Source organism: beta proteobacterium MWH-UniP1 (genome assembly GCA_036362785.1).
GTDB lineage: Bacteria > Pseudomonadota > Gammaproteobacteria > Burkholderiales > Burkholderiaceae_A > Lacustribacter.
Genome location: CP143625.1, coordinates 1266226 through 1286434 on the forward strand (window position 1 = coordinate 1266226; position 20209 = coordinate 1286434).

General features: G+C 56.2%; 21 protein-coding genes. 12 read left to right on the forward strand and 9 right to left on the reverse strand.

Annotation, left to right across the window (positions count from 1 at the left end):
* Nucleotides 1–28: 28 nt before the first annotated feature.
* From ccoG to AOB54_06140, 3 genes are read left to right on the forward strand one after another with little or no spacing between them, the layout of a single operon-like run.
* Complete coding sequence (gene ccoG, locus AOB54_06130; protein ID WVN41079.1) at nucleotides 29–1450, forward strand: cytochrome c oxidase accessory protein CcoG; 1422 nt, start codon at nucleotides 29–31, stop codon at nucleotides 1448–1450.
* A gap of 46 nt (nucleotides 1451–1496) precedes the next feature.
* Entirely contained in the window at nucleotides 1497–2015 is a 519-nt protein-coding gene (locus AOB54_06135) for a FixH family protein (protein ID WVN41080.1), read from the forward strand.
* A 21-nt stretch (nucleotides 2016–2036) separates the two neighbouring features.
* Nucleotides 2037–2345 carry a hypothetical protein gene (locus AOB54_06140; GenBank protein ID WVN41081.1) on the forward strand — a complete coding sequence of 103 codons (309 nt, stop codon included), beginning with the start codon at nucleotides 2037–2039 and terminating at the stop codon, nucleotides 2343–2345.
* A 1-nt stretch (nucleotide 2346) separates the two neighbouring features.
* Here the strand turns inward: AOB54_06140 and fnr are convergent, their stop codons facing one another.
* From fnr to rph, 7 genes are all read right to left on the reverse strand, one after another.
* On the reverse strand, nucleotides 2347–3093 hold the full coding sequence (gene fnr / locus AOB54_06145; protein ID WVN41082.1) for a fumarate/nitrate reduction transcriptional regulator Fnr: 747 nt from the start codon (nucleotides 3091–3093) through the stop codon (nucleotides 2347–2349).
* A gap of 58 nt (nucleotides 3094–3151) precedes the next feature.
* A complete protein-coding gene (ntrC, locus tag AOB54_06150) occupies nucleotides 3152–4651 on the reverse strand; it encodes a nitrogen regulation protein NR(I) (protein ID WVN41083.1) in 1500 nt (499 codons plus the stop codon).
* Nucleotides 4648–5712 (reverse strand): nitrogen regulation protein NR(II), encoded by a 1065-nt coding sequence (gene glnL, locus AOB54_06155; protein ID WVN41084.1) that lies wholly within the window; start codon nucleotides 5710–5712, stop codon nucleotides 4648–4650. Before glnL ends, ntrC begins: the two co-directional genes overlap by 4 nt.
* A 35-nt stretch (nucleotides 5713–5747) precedes the next feature.
* Nucleotides 5748–7160, reverse strand: a complete 1413-nt coding sequence (glnA, locus tag AOB54_06160; GenBank protein WVN41085.1) for a type I glutamate--ammonia ligase — start codon at nucleotides 7158–7160, stop codon at nucleotides 5748–5750.
* A 257-nt stretch (nucleotides 7161–7417) separates the two neighbouring features.
* Complete coding sequence (hemW, locus tag AOB54_06165) at nucleotides 7418–8629, reverse strand: radical SAM family heme chaperone HemW (GenBank protein ID WVN41086.1); 1212 nt, start codon at nucleotides 8627–8629, stop codon at nucleotides 7418–7420.
* 13 nt (nucleotides 8630–8642) lie between these two features.
* Nucleotides 8643–9329, reverse strand: coding sequence for an RdgB/HAM1 family non-canonical purine NTP pyrophosphatase (rdgB, locus tag AOB54_06170; GenBank protein ID WVN41087.1), 687 nt, complete (start codon nucleotides 9327–9329; stop codon nucleotides 8643–8645).
* A gap of 5 nt (nucleotides 9330–9334) precedes the next feature.
* Nucleotides 9335–10117 carry a ribonuclease PH gene (gene rph, locus AOB54_06175; GenBank protein WVN41088.1) on the reverse strand — a complete coding sequence of 261 codons (783 nt, stop codon included), beginning with the start codon at nucleotides 10115–10117 and terminating at the stop codon, nucleotides 9335–9337.
* A gap of 66 nt (nucleotides 10118–10183) precedes the next feature.
* Between rph and AOB54_06180 the strand changes: the two genes are divergently transcribed.
* The 4 genes from AOB54_06180 to AOB54_06195 are packed head-to-tail and all read left to right on the forward strand — an operon-like array spanning nucleotide 10184 to nucleotide 14166.
* Nucleotides 10184–11161: a DUF1732 domain-containing protein gene (locus AOB54_06180; protein WVN41089.1), complete on the forward strand. Its 978-nt coding sequence runs from the start codon at nucleotides 10184–10186 to the stop codon at nucleotides 11159–11161.
* The gene (gmk, locus tag AOB54_06185) at nucleotides 11154–11723 is read left to right on the forward strand and encodes a guanylate kinase (GenBank protein WVN41090.1); all 570 of its coding nucleotides are present in this window, start codon (nucleotides 11154–11156) and stop codon (nucleotides 11721–11723) included. The genes AOB54_06180 and gmk overlap by 8 nt, the downstream gene beginning before the upstream one ends.
* Before the next feature lie 22 nt (nucleotides 11724–11745).
* Entirely contained in the window at nucleotides 11746–11949 is a 204-nt protein-coding gene (gene rpoZ, locus AOB54_06190; protein ID WVN41091.1) for a DNA-directed RNA polymerase subunit omega, read from the forward strand.
* Nucleotides 11950–14166 (forward strand): bifunctional (p)ppGpp synthetase/guanosine-3',5'-bis(diphosphate) 3'-pyrophosphohydrolase, encoded by a 2217-nt coding sequence (locus AOB54_06195; protein WVN41092.1) that lies wholly within the window; start codon nucleotides 11950–11952, stop codon nucleotides 14164–14166.
* On the opposite strand, the gene pmbA is transcribed toward AOB54_06195, so the two are convergent.
* Nucleotides 14163–15533 carry a metalloprotease PmbA gene (gene pmbA, locus AOB54_06200; GenBank protein WVN41093.1) on the reverse strand — a complete coding sequence of 457 codons (1371 nt, stop codon included), beginning with the start codon at nucleotides 15531–15533 and terminating at the stop codon, nucleotides 14163–14165. The two genes, AOB54_06195 and pmbA, sit on opposite strands and share 4 nt — an antisense overlap.
* A gap of 73 nt (nucleotides 15534–15606) precedes the next feature.
* Here pmbA and mog point away from each other — a divergent pair, with 73 nt between their 5' ends.
* The 4 genes from mog to AOB54_06220 all read left to right on the forward strand — a co-directional run bounded on the left by mog (nucleotide 15607) and on the right by AOB54_06220 (nucleotide 18191).
* Nucleotides 15607–16197 (forward strand): molybdopterin adenylyltransferase, encoded by a 591-nt coding sequence (mog, locus tag AOB54_06205; GenBank protein ID WVN41094.1) that lies wholly within the window; start codon nucleotides 15607–15609, stop codon nucleotides 16195–16197.
* A complete protein-coding gene (locus AOB54_06210) occupies nucleotides 16197–16976 on the forward strand; it encodes a DNA/RNA non-specific endonuclease (GenBank protein WVN41095.1) in 780 nt (259 codons plus the stop codon). Before mog ends, AOB54_06210 begins: the two co-directional genes overlap by 1 nt.
* Nucleotides 16977–17062: 86 nt before the next feature.
* Nucleotides 17063–17734 (forward strand): site-2 protease family protein, encoded by a 672-nt coding sequence (locus AOB54_06215; GenBank protein WVN41096.1) that lies wholly within the window; start codon nucleotides 17063–17065, stop codon nucleotides 17732–17734.
* Nucleotides 17735–17768: 34 nt separating this feature from the next.
* Nucleotides 17769–18191 carry a thioesterase family protein gene (locus AOB54_06220; GenBank protein ID WVN41097.1) on the forward strand — a complete coding sequence of 141 codons (423 nt, stop codon included), beginning with the start codon at nucleotides 17769–17771 and terminating at the stop codon, nucleotides 18189–18191.
* 13 nt (nucleotides 18192–18204) lie between these two features.
* On the opposite strand, the gene AOB54_06225 is transcribed toward AOB54_06220, so the two are convergent.
* Complete coding sequence (locus AOB54_06225) at nucleotides 18205–18813, reverse strand: hypothetical protein (GenBank protein WVN41098.1); 609 nt, start codon at nucleotides 18811–18813, stop codon at nucleotides 18205–18207.
* A gap of 132 nt (nucleotides 18814–18945) precedes the next feature.
* Here AOB54_06225 and AOB54_06230 point away from each other — a divergent pair, with 132 nt between their 5' ends.
* Entirely contained in the window at nucleotides 18946–20202 is a 1257-nt protein-coding gene (locus AOB54_06230; GenBank protein WVN41099.1) for a nitronate monooxygenase family protein, read from the forward strand.
* Nucleotides 20203–20209: the final 7 nt, after the last annotated feature.

A 20209-nucleotide genomic window follows, 5' to 3' on the forward strand; every position in this document is an offset into this window, starting at 1 on the left:
ATATGCAAGATTTCCGGTTTGAGACCCTATGAGCAATCAGGGTCAGACTTCGCCCGAAGTAAAAGAACAAACCATACTGCTCTACGCCCCGGGCAAAAAGATTTACGCCCGGGAGATCAAAGGAACATTTAACCGACTGCGCTGGGTGATGGTGGCCATCACCCAGTTGCTCTACTACGGCCTGCCCTGGCTCACCTGGGATCAACGGCCTGCCGTGCTGCTCAATCTGGTGGAGCGGAAGTTTTACATCTTTGGCCTGGTGCTTTGGCCGCAAGACTTTATCTATCTAACGGCGCTGCTGATTCTGTCGGCCTTTAGTCTGTTTTTGTTCACCGCGATTGCGGGCCGACTCTTTTGCGGCTATGCCTGCCCACAGACGGTCTACACATCGATCTTTATGCAGATCGAGCGCTGGATCGAGGGCGACCGCATCAAACGGATGCGCTTAGACAGCAAGCCCAGCACCGAGCGCACTGTCAAACGCCTGCTGAAATACGCCGCCTGGCTCGTGGTGGCCTTGTGGACCGGTTTTACTTTTGCCGGGTATTTCACCCCAATTCGTGAATTAGGCCAGCTGCTCTTTGCCTGGGATCTTGGCCCATGGCAGACCTTCTGGATTCTGTTTTACTCGGGCTTTACCATCTTGCAGGCAGGCTTTATGCGTGAGCAGGTCTGCAAATACATGTGCCCCTATGCACGCTTTCAAAGCGTGATGTTCGACCGTGACACCCTGGTGGTGAGCTATGACGAATCGCGTGGTGAACCACGTGGCTCACGATCGAAAAAAATCGATCACCGGGCCGCAGGCAAGGGGGACTGTGTGGACTGCGGCGTCTGTGTCGAGGTCTGCCCCACCGGGATTGATATCCGCATGGGTCTGCAATACGAATGCATTGGCTGCGGGCTCTGCGTTGATGCTTGTAACAGCATCATGGACAAAATGTCCTACCCAAGGGGCCTGATTCGCTACTCCACCCCCAATGCGGTGGCCCAACACTACACGCCCAAACAACTGCGGGCCCATATTTTCCGGCCACGTGTGCTGATCTACACCGCAATTCTGTCGGTGATTTCCTTTGTTGTGCTCGGCACACTCTTTATGCGTGAACCACTCAAAGTCGACATCATGCGCGACCGCGGTGCCCTGGCCCGCGAAGTGGAAGGCACCTTGATTGAAAACACTTACCAGTTTCAGTTTATTAACGTGGACGAAAAAGCCCACACCTATAAAGTCACGGCGACCGGTGTCCCAGGCCTGACCGTGGTGGGTGGCGATACCTTCGAAGTGCCCGCCACATCGACCAAGCTGTATGTGGTGCGGATGCAGTCCCCGATTGCAGAGCTAGAAAAACTCGACAAGGGTTCGCACAAGATTCAAATTCGGGTGGACTCGCTCACAACACCAGGCGTTGGTGTCGACGAAAAAGCGGCGTTTTTCGTTCCGCGTTAACCCTCAACCCCGCCCGCCTATCTGCCGGCTCTGATTGGAGATAATCATGCGCATGTCGACCCAGCCCAATCAACCTGCCCGCCCCGCCAATGTGGATACCAAGCCCTGGTACCGCCATGGCTGGGTCTGGTTTCTGATTGGGATTCCAGCCACATCGGTGGTGCTCGGCTCGATTTTTATCTGGATTTCCTTCACACAGGCCGACAGCCTGGTGGCCGACGATTACTACAAGCAAGGCCGAGGCATTAACCAGCGGTTGGAAAAAGATCAGGCGGCGGTTGATCGCGGTGTCCAACTCAGTTCGAGTGTTCTGGCCCAGCCCAATGGCGATCAACGCATTGAGATCCGCTTTACTGCCAAACCCGGGGTAGAGGCGCCAGAGATGCTCAGAATTCGGCTGTCTCACCCCACGATTGACCAAAGAGATATCTTGGCAACCCTTGTAAAATCCGGCCCGGGCGTCTACCGGACCGATGTTCCGGGGATTAGCTCGGGCCGCTGGTATGTGCAGGTCGAAGACGACCGAGGCGACTGGCGGGTCCGTTCAGTCTGGAAAATCGACTAAAAAAACGAGCAGGAGTGAGACATGCCAAGAATTCCTTATGCCCCGCCACCGCCGACCCATATTCCATCTTCCCGGGCCAAAGTGGCCATGGTGATTTTATGGCCTGCCTTCCTGGCGGCTGCGTCGCTCAACGCCCTGTTCTTCTCATTATTTGACCCCACAGACCTGATGGTCCACGGCGTGCCACTCGATATAGACCGGCTAGCGGCCTACGCGATCGGCTTTGTGGTCTGTTTTCTGTTTGCGGCAGTCTCAAGCTTCATGACGTGGTCGCTCATGAAGCCGGCGGAATCGCAGCCCATCGAGCGGCGATCCCCCTACTCTTTGTAAATCACGACACGCAGAGCTCTTCGAGCGCTTTGCGATCCAAAAGCCGCACGTCCCGGGGCGAGCCCTCAATCCAATCGTTTTTCTTAAAGCGGCTAAACACTCGGCTGACGCTCTCGATCGTGAGCCCCAAATAGTTACCGATGTCTTCACGTGTCATACGCAGCACAAAGTGGTTGGGCGACAGCCCGCGGGTCTCGTAGCGGCGGGACAAATTCAGCAAGAAAGCCGCTACCCGTTGGTCGGCGCTCATCGACCCCAACAGCAACATGACCTGATGCTCGCGATTGATTTCGCGGCTCATCATCCGATGAAAGTGGGCCTGAAGACTGGGCAACTCGGCCAGCAGGCTCTCCAGGCGGGAATACGGGATTTCACAGACTTCGCTGTCTTCCAATGCGATCGCACTGCACTTATGACGCGAACCGCCAATGCCCTCCATGCCCAGAATTTCGCCAGACATCTGAAAACCAATGATTTGCTTGGTCGCTGGGCCCTCGGAGTAGACGGTCTTAAAGTGGCCAAGCTTGACTGCATAAAGACTGGTGAAGACATCGCCGGCCCGGTATAGGGATTCCCCACGCTCCACCCGCAGGCGCTTGGACATGATGGTCTCAAGCCGATCCAGGTCCTGATTGTTGATCACAGCGGGAAGACAGAGCTCATGCATGGAGCAGTCTGCGCAGCTAGATGAGATCGAACCAATGGTAATGGGCGCCCCGCCACTCACTCCCTGAAATGAGTTGTGCATCTGTTTTTTCCTTCAATATGCGGTGATCCGAATATTGATAATAATCAAAAAAACCAAATCAGTCATCCTCAAGGTGAAGGTCCGCGATCTTGCGGGTCATGGTGTTTCGGCCAATCCCCAGGAGCTGGGCGGCTTCGATCCGCCGGCCCCGCGTGTGCTTTAAGGCCACGCCGATCACCGCGGCCTCGAATTCCCGCGCCCATTGGTTCATTCGGCCCTGGTCTGGCCCCTCTGTCTCAGTTGCAAGGGAGCGTGAGACCTCCTGACGAAGCAGCTCCTGCCAAGAGATGGGTGCCATCTGGGCTGCAGAACCAACCGCTGAGATGGCCACAGTCTGCACGCCAGTGGGCTCGACTGTGCCCGTGGCTGGGTGTTGGCTGGCCCCTTGCGCAGTGCCTGGCACGTACGCCCGGACCTCGGGTGGAAGATCTTCCACCTGGACCAGCTGCGTTGGGGCCATCACCGTGATCCAGTGGCAGAGATTTTCAAGCTGGCGAACGTTGCCTGGAAACGGCAGTTTGGTCAGCATATCGATTGCGGCAGGCGCCAGTTGTTTGGGTTCAACCTTGAGCTCTGTGGCACTCTTTTGCAAAAAGTGTCGGATGAGCAGCGGGATATCCTCTTGGCGCTCACGAAGCGGCGGCAACCTTAGCCGGATCACATTCAAGCGATGAAACAAATCCTCGCGAAACTGGCCTGATCGAACCCGGGACTCCAGGTCTTGGTGAGTAGCAGCGATCACCCGGACATTGGCTTTGATCGGTTGATGGCCGCCAACACGGTAGTAGTGACCGTCGGACAGCACGCGCAGCAGGCGTGTTTGCAGGTCTAACGGCATGTCGCCAATTTCATCCAGAAACAAGGTGCCGCCTTCGGCCTGCTCAAAGCGGCCACGGCGCGTGGCTTGGGCGCCAGTAAAGGAGCCACGTTCGTGGCCAAACAACTCCGACTCCAATAAATCACGGGGAATCGCCGCTGTATTCAAGGCCACAAACGGCATGCGGGAACGCGGGCTGTGCCGATGCAAGGCACTGGCCACCAATTCTTTCCCGGTGCCCGACTCGCCGGTGATCAGCACTGTCGCACTCGATTGGCTCAGACGCCCAATCGCGCGAAACACATCTTGCATGACCGGTGCCTGGCCGAGTAACTCGGGCAAGGCCTCTATCGTCGGATTGGCCGGCGAGGTGTTTGCTGCACTTTCTTGAACCGCACGCCGAATCAGGGCAACGGCGGCATCCACATCGAACGGTTTGGGCAGGTACTCAAAGGCACCCCCTTGAAAGGCCGATACTGCACTGTCCAAATCGGAAAAGGCCGTCATCACAATAACGGGCACCTGCGGACAACGATGTTTGACCCGCTCAAGTAATTCCAGTCCGCTATCGCCTGGCATCCGAATATCGGACACCAAGACCTGCGGTGTCTCGTGATCAAGCGCGTCCATGACTGCGCCAGCATCTTCAAAGACCCGACAGGGGATCTGATGCTTGCTCAATGCTTTTTCAAGCACCCAGCGAATCGACTGATCGTCATCAACAATCCAAACGGGTTTCATGATGAACTCCATTTCAAATCAATCGGCAGACGGATCAAAAAGTCGGTGCAACCGGGTCTGCTCTCAACATCCATCACGCCGCCATGCTGCTGCACATACGACTGGGCCAACGTTAGACCCAGGCCGTGGCCCTGCGCATGGCCCGAGACCAAGGGATAAAACACCCGGTCTCGAATTGCCTCAGGGATCCCCGGACCGTTATCAATGACATGCAAATCTAATGCCAACTTATGACGACGTTTGGCAATCGTGACCTGACGGGCCACCCGCGTTCGCAAAATAATCTGACCCTGCCCTTTGAGGGCCTGGGCCGCATTGCGCACCACATTCAGAACCACCTGAATCAATTGTTCCCGATCGCCCTCTATCGGCGGAAGGCTGGTGTCGTAATCGCGCTGAATGACCAGACCGGCAGTGAATTCGGCCGTCATCAGGCTGCGCACACGTTCGCAGACTTCGTGGATATTCACGTGCTCTACGGCACGGGCCTTGCGATGGGGGGCAAGCATCTGATCGACCAAATCCTGAAGACGGTCCGCCTCTTTGATGATGACTTGGGTGTACTCGCGAAGATCGTCACTGGGCAACTCACGATCGAGCAGCTGGGCTGCGCCACGCACACCGCCCAGCGGGTTTTTTATCTCATGGGCAAGATTACGCATCAGCTCTTTATTGGCCTGCGTGAGATTGGCATGACGCTCTTCGCGATCAAGACGCCTTTGCTGATCGATTTCTCGCAACTCCAGACACAGCAGCGATTGACCGGACTCGGTATGGGCGGCTACGGTCGTATCAAGCTCGGCTGTGCCACGCATGGGGAAGTGCCACGCGAGATGTTGCCGTTTGACATCGAACTGATGGGCCAGGGCCTGCGCAAGCATCTGCTCAATCTCGGCGGCTTCGGTTACAAAATCAGCCAGGCCGTGGCCCTCCATCTGCCGGCCCGACAGGCCAAACAAGAGTTCGGCGGCCTGATTGCAAAAGACAATCCGCAGTCTTTGGTCTAACAACACCACCGCGGTGGCGAGTAGATCAAAGCTGCGGAAGTCTTTATTGGTCACACGAAATACGGGTTATCGAAATGCCGTGAACCGTCTTACAGCGAGTAGTACATATCAAACTCAATCGGGTGGGTAGTCATCCGGAAACGGGTGACCTCCTCCATCTTGAGCTCGATATAAGCATCGATCATGCCGTCGCTAAAGACACCGCCACGGGTCAAGAACTCGCGATCTTTGTCCAGAGCTTCGAGTGCCTGATCCAAAGACGAGCAGACCGTTGGGATCTTCTTATCTTCTTCGGGCGGCAGGTCATACAGATTCTTATCCGCAGCCTCACCCGGGTGGATCTTATTCATCACGCCATCAAGGCCTGCCATCATCAATGCGGCAAACGACATGTAGGGGTTTGCCGATGGGTCTGGGAAGCGGACTTCGATACGACGGCCCTTTGGGTTGCTCACGTGGGGAATGCGAATCGATGCAGAGCGATTCTTGGCGGAATAGGCCAGCTTCACCGGTGCCTCAAAGCCAGGAACCAGGCGCTTGTAGCTATTGGTGCCAGGGTTGGTGATCGCATTCAAGGCGCGGGCATGCTTAATCACCCCACCGATGTAGTACAAGGCGAAATCAGACAGGCCTGAGTAACCATTGCCTGCGAAAAGATTCTGTCCGTCTTTCCAAATCGACTGGTGCACGTGCATGCCCGAGCCGTTATCGCCCACCAATGGTTTGGGCATAAACGTTGCGGTCTTGCCGTAGCTATGGGCAACGTTGTGGATCACGTATTTCATGATCTGTGTCCAGTCGGCACGCTGGGTGAGTGTGGAGAACTTCGTGCCAATTTCGCACTGACCCGCACCCGCCACTTCGTGGTGGTGGACCTCAACCGGCACACCCATCTGCTCCATGATCAGACACATTTCAGAGCGGATATCTTGGAAAGAATCGACGGGGGGCACTGGGAAGTAGCCGCCCTTCACTACCGGGCGATGGCCCAGGTTGCCGCCTTCGTAGTCGATACCGGTCGACCAGCTGGCTTCTTCCGATTTGATCTTGACACTGCAACCCGACATATCCACGGTCCAGGTCACACCATCGAAAATAAAGAACTCGGGTTCTGGGCCAAAGTAGGCGGTGTCGCCAATGCCGGTGGACTTCAAATACGCCTCGGCCCGTTTGGCAATCGAACGTGGGTCACGGTCATAGCCTTTGCCATCCGAGGGCTCGACCACATCACACGTTAAATTCAGCGTGGACTCTTCACGGAAAGGATCCAACACTGCGGTGTTGGGGTCTGGCATCAACAACATGTCGGACGCCTCGATGCCCTTCCAACCAGCAATCGACGAACCATCAAAGGCATGGCCCGATTCGAATTTGTCTTCGTCGAAGTGGCTGATTGGCACACTGACGTGATGCTCCTTGCCGCGAGTATCGGTGAAGCGGAAATCAACGAACTTCACTTCGTTGTCCGCAACCATCTTCATGACGTCTTGGGGGGTGGCCATCCGTGCTTCTCCTTAAAAAATAAATTTGAACGACTCTACTAAAGCGAAAACCGTGCCTGAATTACGCAACCCGGCAAATCAAGGACTTGCGATATTTTCGTGCATTCAATGCTGACCGTATGCACAATTTTGGTGCTTTTATTGCATTAACGCGGTGCTTTCTTTGAAGGGCAACGCCTATTGCACCATAAAAGTGCGTTTTTTGATCTGGCGATCCAGCCCGAATCGCCCCAACCCAGGCCATGGGGGCTATGCCACTAGGCCAGAAAAACAGACTGCAAATCGTTGAGCAACTCAATCCCACGGGGGGTGGCCCGAAACACACCCGGCTCAGCGGACAAAAGCCCCAAAGACTGGGCCTGCCCAAGCCGCTCTAGCAAAAATGGGTGGGCCCCAACCGACATGCCAGTGGTCTGTTCCCAACGGCCAACGGGCACGCCATGCATCAGGCGCAGGGCGTTGAGCATGAACTCAAAGGGCAAGGCCTCGACCGGCACCTCCTCGGTGCTCGGCGCGTCCGTGCCGAAGACCCTCAGGGGCATCTTTGCACCCGCCAGCGGTGCCCCGAACCTTTGGCAATACAACTCTGGGTGCCGTGGCTTCACGGTTCGAGTGATGTTGTGCGCAAACGAGAGTTTGCCGTGGGCCCCCGCCCCAATCCCAAGGTAGTCCCCAAAGGTCCAGTAGTTCAGGTTGTGGTCACTGGCCTGGCCTGGCGCGGCATAGGCAGAAATTTCATAGCGGGCTAATCCGGCCTGCCCCAACTGATCCACCACAAAAGCCTGCATATCCGCCAGCGTGTCGTCATCGGGCAGGCCCGCGGGCGGCTGTGCGGCAAAGCGTGTATTGGGCTCAAGCGTTAACTGATAGCAAGACACATGCTTGGCACCAAGGCTAAGTGCCTGCTGCAGGTCCGCCTGCAGTCCCCGCTGATCTTGGCCAGGAAGGCCGAACATCAGATCTAGATTCACTTTTTCAAAAAGCTTTACGGCAAGCGCCGCTGCTGCAATCGCCTGCTGCGAATCGTGGACACGGCCCAAGGCCGCGAGATGGGTGTTATTAAAACTCTGCACACCGATCGATAAGCGATTCACACCCGCATCACGAAAGCCCGCGAAGCGATCCGCTTCAAATGTGCCAGGATTAGCCTCCAGCGTAATCTCAGCGTCGGGCAACACTTTCACACGGGCACGAATCGCCATCAGCAATTCACCAATGGACTCCGGTGAAAATAAACTCGGCGTACCACCACCGATAAAAATACTCACGACCGGCCTGCCCCAAATCAGCGGCAGGTTTGACTCTAGATCTGCCACCAGCGCTGCCAGATAGGCTTTTTCAGGAATGGTGTTACGGGCCTCGTGGGAGTTGAAATCACAATAGGGACACTTGCGCACACACCAGGGCATGTGCACGTAAAGCGATAACTCCGGTAATTGTTTGAATTGAATTTTGGGCAACGGCGTCACAGACACGTCTGACTCACAAAGATGCGATTGCTAGCGCCTTCAGTAATTCGGCAAGCGCCCGGCCACGATGACTCACGGCCTGCTTTTCTTCAATCGTGAGCTGGGCCGCGGTCCGCCCATAGTCCCGATCAAAAAATATCGGGTCATAGCCAAAGCCCCCATCACCCTGCGGCTCCATCACAATCCGCCCATCCCAGCGGCCTGTGACCACAATCGGATGCCGATCATCAGGTCCGGTGACAAAAGCAATCGAGGCGACATAGGCCGCATTCCAAAAAGACTCTGGCGGTACCGACTGCCGATAGCGCGATTGCTTCACGGTATTGATCTCGTGCAATAGCCATGAGAGATTGGCCTGATCCGTGGATTGCTTTGAGAGTTCCTGCGCAATTTTTGCTGGGGCGTGGTTCACATGGTCTGCCCAATAACGGGCGGAACGCACGCCAGGCCTGCCATCAAGTGCGGCAACACAAATGCCTGAATCATCGGCCAGCGCAGGCAGGCCGGTATGCGCACTGGCATGACGGGCCTTGGCAAGCGCATTGTCTTCAAAGGTATCAAACGGCTCTTCAGCACTCGAGACCCCCAGATCTGATTGGGCGAGCAGTTCAATCTGATGGGCCTGCAAAACGGGAGACAAGGCGTGTGTAAATTCACGCAGCTTGCCTGCATTCGATGTGGCCAACACCCAGCGTGACACTGACCCTACTCCACCACCACCGTGCGCCGCTCTGGGTCCTGGATCAAGCACTGCTGAAACTCATGCAGCTGACCAATGCCACGGGCAGCCAAGGCCAACAACTCATCTAATTCCTGCCGGGAAAATGGTGTGCCCTCGGCCGTTCCTTGGACCTCGACCATGCCACCAGAATCGGTCATCACCACATTCATATCCGTATCGCAGCCCGAGTCTTCTAGATAATCCAAATCCAAGACCGGCACGCCTTTCCAAATCCCCACCGAGATGGCCGCCACCGATTCGCGTAATGGATTGCCGTGAATCAAGCCGCCTCGACGCAGTCCATCCAGCGCGTCCGACAAGGCGACACAGGCGCCGGTAATGCTTGCCGTCCGCGTACCCCCATCGGCCTGCAAAACATCACAATCAATCGTGATCGTGCGTTCACCCAGCAGACTCAGATCCATCACCGCCCGCAATGATCGGCCAATCAATCGTTGAATTTCTAAGGTGCGCCCACTCTGCTTTCCCTTGGCGGCCTCGCGATCACTTCGGGTGTGGGTGGATCGCGGCAGCATGCCGTACTCGGCAGTGACCCATCCGGTGCCTTGGCCCTTTAAAAACCCTGGTACACGCTCCTCGACCGATGCGGTGCACAGCACCTTGGTGTCGCCGAAACAGACCAAGACCGAACCCTCGGCATGCTTGGTGTAACGACGCTCTAAGCTCACGGGCCGCAATTGCGTGGGCAGCCGACCGCTTGGACGTGCAGCCGGTTGAATCGATTCGGTTGGTGATGCGACAGTCATGGGGAATTCCTTGTATTGAAGGCCCTTACAATAACGCGAGTCTCTTGATTTCGCCCGAAAGCACTTATGGCACACCCCAGCATGACCGGCTTTGGCAGCGCCCAAGCGGATTGCCCCGCCGGACGCCTGTCGATTGAAATAAAAAGCGTGAACAGCCGCTTTTTTGAGTTTTTGCCCAGAATGCCTGACGACTTTCGCTGGGCCGAAAGCCTATGCCGGGACAAGACCCAGTCCGCCGTGGCGCGTGGCAAGGTCGAACTTCGACTCGGCCTGACCAGAACCGAGGCAAGCCTGGCCACCACCCAAATCAACCCGGCCGGCCTTGCCTCTGCCCTTCGCCTGGCCCATGAAATCCGGCACAACCACCCAGAAATTCTTCCGTTTTCCGTGACCGATTTGCTCAAACTGCCCGGGGTCACGATCGAGTCTCAGCTTAGCCAAGACGAGTGGCAAAGCCTGATTCAGCGGGTCTTGGATCAGGCCCTGGCCCAGTTTCGCCAGAGTCGATTGGCCGAAGGCGAGCGGCTCATTCAGACGATTTTCGATCGACTCGACCAAATTGAACGTCGCTGCACCCAGGCCGCTGAACACGTGCCACAGGCGATTGCCCTGCAGCAACAAAAACTCGCAGACAAGTTGCGAGACGCCCTGGCCTTGGTCCAACAAACGCCTGCGGCCGCGGCAGCAAACACCGCACCGGATGCCGTTGGCACAATCGCCAAACTATCGGCTGATCAGCTCACCCAGCTTGAGGAGCGCATTCGGCAGGAAACCGCCGTGTTTGGTCTGCGGATTGATATCGCCGAAGAGCTGGATCGACTCCGCTCACACCTGGCCTCTGCCCGCGGAATCCTTTCTGCCAAGGCCCAGTCGACAAGCAGTAAAAATGGCATTGGCAAACGGCTGGATTTTCTAACCCAAGAGATGAATCGCGAGGCCAACACGATTGGCTCAAAGGCCGCATCGTCGGAATTAAGCACAGTCTCCATCGAGATGAAACTCTTGATTGAGCAAATCCGCGAACAGGTACAGAACCTTGAATAGTGGCCGTCTACTGATGATCGCAGCGCCATCAGGCGCGGGTAAATCAAGCCTGGTCAGTGCCTTTTTGGCTCGCCACCCAGACTGGGAACTATCGATCTCCACCACCACGCGGCCGCCACGGCCCGGCGAAGTCCATGGCCGGGAATATTTCTTCACCACCAAAGACGCCTTTATTGCCCAACGGGACCAGGGTGCCTTCTTGGAATGGGCCCAGGTCTACGACAATTTTTACGGGACATCCCGGGCATGGATCGAAGAAAAACTCGCCCAATCCAAAAACATTCTCTTAGAGATCGACTGGCAGGGGGCGCAGCAGATTCGGCGACTTTTTGATCGGCCAGCAAGTGTCTTTATCCTGCCGCCATCGATTGAGGAACTCGGCGCCCGGCTCCGGGCACGCGGGCAGGATTCAGAAGAGGTCATTGCGCGACGGGTAGCGGCCGCCGAAAGCGAGATTCAACACGCCAATGAATTCGATTATGTTATTATAAATCAAGACTTTAGCGCCGCTTTGCGTGATCTTGAGCAGTTTGCTCTTCGGGTCACCCAGGCGGACCATTGAACCCCTCTCCTCAGGAAACACCATGGCCCGAATCACAGTTGAAGACTGCTTGGAATTTATTCCAAATCGTTTCGAGTTAACCCTGGCCGCGGCCTACCGTGCCCGTCAGCTTGCACAGGGCGCCTCGCCCAAGCTCGAATCTCGTGACAAACCCACGGTGACTGCGCTTCGCGAAATCGCAGCCCAGCAAGTTGGCCGTGAAATGTTGAAAAAAGTCCCGATCTAAGTGAACGGTCCCGCTCCGCGGGTTGTTTCCGTAAGCCCGCTTATCGAACGCGCGAACGCTTACCTATCACCGGAAGATTGCGAGCGGCTCAAGGCAGCCTATCGCTTCAGTGACGAGGCCCACCTGGGCCAGTTCCGCCAAAGTGGCGAACCTTATGTCTCCCACCCATTGGCTGTCGCAGAGATCTGCACCCAATGGCGCTTAGACGTGCAGGCCTTAATGGCCGCCCTGCTTCACGACACCGTTGAAGATACGTCTGCCACCAGCCAAGAAATCACCGAGCGATTCGGATCTGAAGTTGCCGAGCTGGTCGATGGGCTATCAAAACTCGAGGCGGTGGAATTCCGTAATCGTGAAGAAGCGCAGGCGGAAAACTTCCGAAAGATGTTGCTGGCCATGGCGCGAGATGTTCGCGTCATTCTGATCAAGATCGCCGACCGGCTGCACAACATGCGCACCCTGGGCTGCGTCTCAGCGGAAAAGAAAAGACGTGTTGCCAAAGAAACGATTGATATCTATGCGCCGATTGCGCATCGACTCGGGCTCAACACGGTCTTTCGTGAGCTTGAGGACTTAAGCTTCTCGGGCCTGTATCCCCTTCGCTATGCCACCTTATCGAAAGCCCTGCTTGCGGCTCGCGGCAACCGACGAGAAGTGGTCAACAAGCTTCAGCACGCGCTAGAGGCCCAACTGCCGAAGTTTGGTATTCAAGCCACGATCGAGGGCCGCGAGAAAAGCCTGTGGTCCACCTACCAAAAAATGATCGAGAAGCGGCTGACTTTCGCTGAAGTGCTCGATGTCTACGGCTTTCGAATTTTCGTCAAAGATATTCCTGATTGTTATCTGGCCCTGGGTGCCCTGCATGCCATCTACAAACCCATGCCGGGCAAATTCAAAGACTACATTGCCATTCCAAAGTCCAACGGCTATCAGTCGCTGCACACCACCGTGATTGGTCCCTACGGCACGCCCGTTGAATTCCAAATTCGTACACGGGAAATGCACCAGGTATCCGAATCTGGCGTTGCAGCGCACTGGATGTACAAGGAAGAGCCAAGCCAGGAAATTTCACCCTTGCAGGCCCGCGCCCACGAATGGATGCAATCCCTGGTGCAGGTCCAGTCGCAGACGCGAGACCCCTCTGAGTTTTTAGATAGCGTCAAGATCGATCTCTTCCCCGACGTGGTCTATGTCTTTACTCCCAAAGGGGCGATCAAAGAATTGCCGCGCGGATCAACGCCCGTTGATTTTGCATACAACGTTCACACTGACATTGGGAATCGCTGTGTGTCAGCAGAGATCAACCATCAACCTGCAGGCTTAGACACACCGCTTCGCAACGGCGATGTGGTTCACGTACAGACAAGCGAAGAAGCCAATCCTCATCCCTCTTGGCTGAGTTTTGTGCGCACGGCCAAGGCACGGGCCGAGATACGTCACCGACTCAAGACCACCACCCGCACCGAGGCCATTGAGTTTGGCCATCGGCTCTTGGAACAGGCCTTAAAGGCGCTCGGCGTGGAAAGTCTTGATGACCCACGGCTCGACTGGCATCAGTTCTTGGCCGAAAATTCTGCACAAGACCGAGATGATCTTTTTGAAAACATTGGTCTGGGCCTCACGCTTGCCAACGTCGCGGCCAGAAGACTCCTGCCCCAGATGGCCAACCCTGCGCTATCCAATCTGCCGGAGCATGCCCGCCATGCGCTGGCCATTTCGCAGACCCACTTTGCATCCGGCAGCGATGCCATCACGATTGATGGCAGCGAAGGCTCCACGGTGCAATACGCCACCTGTTGCAACCCAATTGGCGGTGATGCGGCCATTGGTTTAATGCGCGGCGGTGCGGGATTGGTCGTACATCGCACCACTTGTGGTCTTGGCCGGCGTCAACGCGCAAAAGACCCATCACGCTGGGCCGATATTTTTTGGGCAGAAGATTTAAAGCGGCTTTTCCAGACTCAATTGATTATTGAGACCCAGGATGTTCGCGGTATTTTGGCCAGAGTGGCTTCCGCGATTTCGGGTGCTGATGCCAATATTGTTGGAGCGAACACTGCGCCAAAAGATCAGACGCTGGCCATCATGCATCTCACGGTAGAAGTACGAGAGCGGCAGCACCTGGCCAATGTGCTGCGCCGCGTTCGCCGCGTGCCCGGGGTGATTCGCGCAAGCCGGGTCGGGCCACAGCGGCTCGACCAAAACAACGACGTCTAACTGCCCGCAATCGTCATCTCGTCCACCAAGATCGACCCCACTGTTTTGGTACCACGGCACAAGGTGTCTGCACCGATGGCCACAATGCCCTTCAACATGTCTTTCATGTTGGCGGCAATCGTGATCTCTTCAACAGGATAAGCAATCTCACCGTTTTCAATCCAATAGCCAAAGGCACCGCGTGAGTAATCACCGGTAACGTAATTCACGCCCTGGCCCATCACCTCGGTCACCAGCAGGCCGCGATGCATCTTACGAATCATGGCGTTTAGGTCATCACCGGCCGAGGTGAGATCACTGCGCATGAACAGATTATGCGAACCCCCAGCATTGCCAGTGGAGACCATGCCCAATTTTCTTGCTGAGTAACAAGACAAGAAATAACCCTCGACCCGTCCTGCTGTCACAACATTTCGGGCAGCCACACGCACGCCCTCATCATCAAAAGGGGCACTGCCCATTGCGCCATGAATCAGTGGATCTTCGGTGATGTGAATGTGTTTTGGGAAAACAGTCTTGCCAAGGCTGTCTAACAAAAAGCTGCTCTTGCGATAGAGTGCGCCGCCACTCACGGCCTGCACAAAGGCCCCCAGCAATCCGCTGGCCAACGGCGCTTCAAATAACACTGGCACGCGTTGGGTTGAAATTTTTCTGGCGTTCAGCCGGGCGAGCGCACGTTGGGCCGCATAGCGCCCCACCGCTTCAGGGTCGGCGAGTTTTCGGGGGTCACGATCCGATGTGTACCAGTCATCACGCTGCATGGCCTCACCCCGCTGGGCAATGGGTGCCACCGACAACCAGTGACGAGAATACGGGTAGCCACCAAGAAAACCACGGGTATTGGCGGCAAAGAATTGGCCATGATTGGCTGCAACAGACGCTCCTTCGGTGTTCTTGATCGCTGAACTGACCGACAGCGCCGCCTTTTCTGCTGACATGGCCAGGCCCACGGCCGACTCAGCCGAGACCTCCCAGGGAAAGTAGAGATCCAACGCCGGAATGGTTTTGGCAATCACCTGGTCTTCGGGCAGTCCCGCGCAGGGATCCTCGGCGGTGTAGCGGGCAATATCCAAGGCCTTGGCCACTGCATCTTTGAGCGCCTGGTCAGAAAAGTCAGAAGTCGTGGCATGGCCGCGCTTTAGGCCGCTATAGACCGTGACCGAGGCGGCCCGGTCTCGTGTGCGCTCCAGGGTTTCAATGGCCTGCCGGCGCACAGACACCGACAGCCCACTACTCTCCGACACCTCAGACGCGGCGTCGGTGGCGCCAAGATCCTTGGCCATCTGAATAATTTTTAGGGATAGATCCCGCAAGGCATCGGGCGAATAAAACAGCGGGGACGACGAGGGTTGTTGTGGTGTGCTCATGGGGACAATAATACCGGCTCAGAATTGCGAGATTCCCCAATAAATCCCCAAATACACGTCACAACAACAGCCCATGAACGACACAGCAACCACCAGCAGACCTGCCAAGATTGGTCTGGTCTCCATCAGCGACCGCGCCAGCCAGGGCGTCTACCAGGACTTGGGCCTGCCTGGCCTGCGCAGCTGGCTTGAAAGTGCCATACAAAGCCCATGGCAGCCTGTCGAGCGGCTGATCCCAGACGAGCAGGCCGTGATCTCAAAAACCTTGATTGAACTGGTGGACCAAGAAGGCTGCGATCTGGTCTTCACGACTGGGGGGACTGGGCCGGCACCGCGCGATGTCACGCCCGAGGCCACGCTCGCGATCGCCGACAAGGAACTTCCCGGATTCGGCGAACAAATGCGCCAGATCAGCCTGCACTATGTGCCGACTGCAATCCTGTCACGCCAAGTCGGTGTGGTCCGGGGCAAGGCCATGATTGTGAATCTTCCTGGCCAGCCCAAAGCCATTGCAGAAACCTTGGGCGGTGTTCGTAACGCCGCGGGAGAGACCATCGTCCATGGCATCTTCGCTGCGATTCCTTACGGGCTTGAGTTAGTTGGTGGACCAAGCATCTACACCCACGAAAACGTCTGCAAGGCCTTTCGGCCAAAGAAAAAATAATGTCAATGCGCCGGGCCCTAGTCCTTTTAGGACTTGCACTCCATCTTGGCATCGCAGCAGCCCAGCCCGTTTCTGCGCCGCCGGAGCGATGCAAAGAATTCTTAGCCTATGGCCTGCCCAATGAGCAGGGCCGATTGCTCTGCCGAACCGGCTTTGCGCTCTCCCACGACGACACCAAAAAATCACCCACCTGGGTCGCGCAACGCATGACAGCAGAGCGTCTTGTGCCAAAAGTTGCCCGCAGTGATCGATTCATTCCCGACCCCGATCTACCCAAAGGCCAACGGGCCGAATTAGACGACTATCGCGGCAGTGGCTATGACCGTGGCCACATGGCGCCTGCCGCCGATATGCGCTGGAGCAAAGAGGCCATGCAGGAAAGCTTTTACCTGTCGAATATGGCGCCACAAATCGGCCCTGGCATGAACCGTGGCATCTGGAGCGACATTGAGTCCGCCATTCGCCGCTGGGTCGCCAGCCGCGGAGAACTCTTTATCTACACTGGCCCCATCTTCGAAAAAGAGACATCCAACAAAACCATTGGCCCCAACCAAGTCGCAGTACCAACCCATTTTTACAAAGTCGTCTTCGACCCAATTCGAGTGGAAACAATCGCGTTTGTGGTGCCCAATGCGCCCCACGCCAGCCGACGCATTGAGGAATTTATTACTTCGGTTCGTGATATTGAGATGCGCTCTGGTTTGAATTTTCTTAATCGAATTCAACCCGCCGTCCAGAGCCTGATTGAAGAGCCCGTGGCACCCGCGCTTTGGCAATAGCGCACCAATCCCTGGTCATCGGCGCAGTCCCTTTGAAGCGGGGACACAGACTGCCCCCACTACAGATCTGAGACAATCAAAAGCTTATGGATATCGGCCACCTGATTCAGACCATCGCCATCTACGCGATTCCCGTAATCTTCGCGATTACGGTCCACGAGGCCGCCCATGGCTACGCGGCCCGCCACTTCGGTGACAACACCGCCTATCAACTGGGCCGCATCACGCTGAATCCGGTCAAGCACATTGATCCGATTGGCACGATTGTCATTCCCCTGATGTTGTATTTCGCAACCTCAGGTGCCTTCTTGTTTGGCTATGCCAAGCCTGTACCCGTAAATTTTGGCAACCTGCGTCACCCCAAAAAAGACATGGTCTGGGTGGCCTTGGCCGGCCCCGCGGTCAATTTGTTCCAAGCGATTCTCTGGGCGCTGACACTTTATGTGTTGATCGCCCTTCAAGTGGAGGAACGGTTTTGGGTGGCCATGTGCCATGCAGGCATCTTGGTCAATACCGTGATGTTTGTGTTTAATTTATTTCCATTGCCACCCATGGATGGCGGCAGAATCTTGGTGGGCTTACTGCCCTGGCGATCTGCCATGGCCGTCTCGCGCATTGAGCCCTATGGTTTCTTTATCGTACTGGCCTTGCTGGTTGCCGGCGTTATTTCAAATCTCTGGATGAGGCCACTCATGGCGCTGACCGAAGCATTTATTTCTATCGTCTTGATGCCGGTGCAATTGCTGCTTGGCATCTAGCTTTCACCCAAGACATTTATCACGGTACAACAACATGGCCCGCGTCAAAATTGATCTTCCCGACAACTTTGCATTTTCCACAGAGATCCCGGTCTACATTGGCCACATTAATTACGGCAATCACTTGGATAACGCGGCCATGTTGAGCCTGGTGTCCGAGGCACGCATGCGCTTTTTTGCCTCGATGGGTTATTCCGAAAGTAATGTGGATGGTGTTGGGATCATCGTTGCCGATGCCGCCATTCAATACAAGGCCGAAGTTTTTTACGGCGACCTCCTGCGTTTTGAAATGACCGCGACCGACTTCTCTCGGCTTGGCTGTGACTTACTCTACCGCGTGACACGCGTCTCTGACAGCACTGAAGTGGCGCGTGGCAAAACCGGTATTGTGTTTTTCGATTATCAGGAACGCGCAAAGGCCAATGTGCCGCAGGCCTTTGCTGCCCGCTTCATTTAATACGGCGCACCCACTAATAGCGGTCCGCCGCCTGGCAAGTGCCCTTGGTCATCACGGCCTGCGGCAGCGTCATCACGGTGAGCAGGTTCGGGGCGACATAAATACCGTCTGGGTCCAAGATCGGGTCTAGGTTTTTGCATCGAAGATGGGTGGGCTGCGTCAGCAAGGCGCTCACGCGACAGGCGAGAAGCTGGGGTAGACGGCCCCGGTCGTTGTAGACCCGTTTCATACAGACAATCGATCCGTCCTCAAGATAACGGGTGCGCTGGACATCGTCGTATTCCAGCCCCTGGGCCTGGGCCTCGCAGACCTGCTGCTCTTGGGGCGACAGCTGGTTAATCATCACAATCCTGACCCGAAAATCATCTTCAGCCTCGACTTCAAAAGGCCCTGCCCGCCACTTGCTCTCCCCATCGGGTCTGACCACCCCTGCAGCGACTTCTGCCTTGCAACGGGACTCCAAGGGAAGCCGCTTTAAGAATTCCTGCTTCTTCACATCCCGCTTATCCGCCTGCTCCCTGGCCCCCTGGGCCAGTGCAGACGACACGCCGCCCAGAATCACTGCGGATACAAGGAGGAAGAAGCTTAGTTTTTGATAAAAGCCTGGGCTGATTGGTCGCATTTTTTTCGAAGATCTTGAGAGAATCACAAGCATTACTTCGCCTGAAAAATTGACTTAAATCAACCAGGTTTTTGGCCTCCTTTGCTAGGGTAAGCCCTTACGCTAACCCCATGTTTTTTAAAGAAAAAACGCATGAACGCACCGGAATTGCTGCACCGCCAAACGCTTGATCTCACCCAATCTTCTCAACTCGCCCACGATCTGATCGAACTCGCTCAGGCCTCTGGCCTTCGGCCACTGTCCATCAAAGGCAAGACCCTGGTCCCTGTTGTCCAGGGCGGGATGGGCGTGGGCGTCTCGGCCGGTGGCCTGGCCGGCTCGGTGGCCCGGCTTGGTGGGATTGGCACCATCTCTTCGGTCGACCTGCGGCGACTGCACCCCGACCTGATGGCGGCAACCGCCGACGCCCCGGACCATGAGCACCCCCGTGAGATTTTCGATCAAGCAAACCTGGTGGCGCTAGACCGGGAGATTGCGCGTGCGCGTCAGCTGGCCCAGGGCCAAGGGCTGATTGCCCTGAACATCATGAAGGCGCTGAGCGCCTACGAGCTTTATGTCAAACACGCACTCGAGGCAGGTATCGACGCGTTGGTGGTTGGCGCAGGCCTGCCATTGGATCTGCCCGACCTGGCAAGAGACTTCCCCGACACCGCCTTGATCCCAATCTTGTCCGATGCGCGGGGGGTTCAGCTGGTGGTCAAGAAGTGGGAGAAAAAAGGCCGACTGCCAGACGCCATCGTGATTGAACACCCACGGCTTGCTGGCGGCCATCTGGGCGCCGCAAAAGTTGCCGACCTCAACGACACACGGTTTGATTTCGACCAAGTCATTGGCCCAGTGCTCGAATTCTTTGAAAGCTCTGGCTTTAGCAAGGAAATTCCGCTGATTGCAGCAGGCGGCATCTCTTCACTAGAAGATATTCAACGGCTGCAATCACTTGGCTATGCTGCCGTGCAACTTGGCACCGCCTTTGCCGTCACCCAAGAAAGCGATGCAGCACCCGCCTTTAAAACCACCCTGGCCAACGCCAAGCCTGAAGACATTGTGGAGTTTGTCAGTGTGGCCGGTCTTCCTGCCCGGGCTGTGAAAACGCCTTGGCTTGAAAAGTATCTTCGTATCGAAGACAAGCTCAAATCGGTTGCCCACGTGAAGACAAAAGGCTGTAATCTGGCACTCGACTGCCTGGCCCATTGCGGCCTGCGCGATGGTGTCTCGGCCATGGGGCAGTTCTGTATCGACCGCCAGCTTGGTCATGCCCTGGAAGGCGACACCGATCGCGGCCTTTATTTCCGTGGCGCAGGAAAGCTGCCCTTTGGCGATCAGATTCGCAGTGTTGAAGAATTATTGAAATGCCTGCTTGGTGGGCTTCGCCCCGCGGGCTCCGTTTAAACAGCTT